Genomic DNA, 348 nt, shown 5'->3' with positions numbered 1-348 from the left:
AATCAGCGTCATCAGAATAACACTGCTCAAGGGCTCACTGAAGCGCACAATGATCACCACCACAGCAGCCAGTACTGCGACTTCAAGTGAGCCCTGAAAAACCAGAACCGCGCCGATCAGCACCACCAGCAACAGCCCCAGTTCCATAACCGAGGCAATCATCAGATTGGGTTTGGCACCTTTGCGCTGACCAATCGCCTGTATCTTTTCAAGATGTTCAATACTGTGTTGCAGACGCACGGATTTTTCACCGGCACAACCGGCAGCACGCAGCACTGCCAGCCCTTGGGTATATTCCAGCATTTCCGCACTGGCCTGTGCATTGGCATCGGCAAGGGCACGCATACC

1 protein-coding gene is annotated in these 348 nt (G+C 53.7%); it reads right to left on the bottom strand.

Annotated features, from left to right (window positions below):
• The coding region (locus HBA93_RS19605) for a hypothetical protein (RefSeq protein ID WP_502910150.1) at positions 1 to 348 on the bottom strand (348 nt) is incomplete at both ends.

The sequence above is a fragment of the Ochrobactrum sp. SFR4 genome (assembly GCF_019730395.1).
Lineage (GTDB): Bacteria > Pseudomonadota > Alphaproteobacteria > Rhizobiales > Rhizobiaceae > Pseudochrobactrum.
The sequence above is the reverse complement of the archived record's forward strand: the minus strand, read 5'-3'. Positions and strand labels throughout refer to the sequence as shown.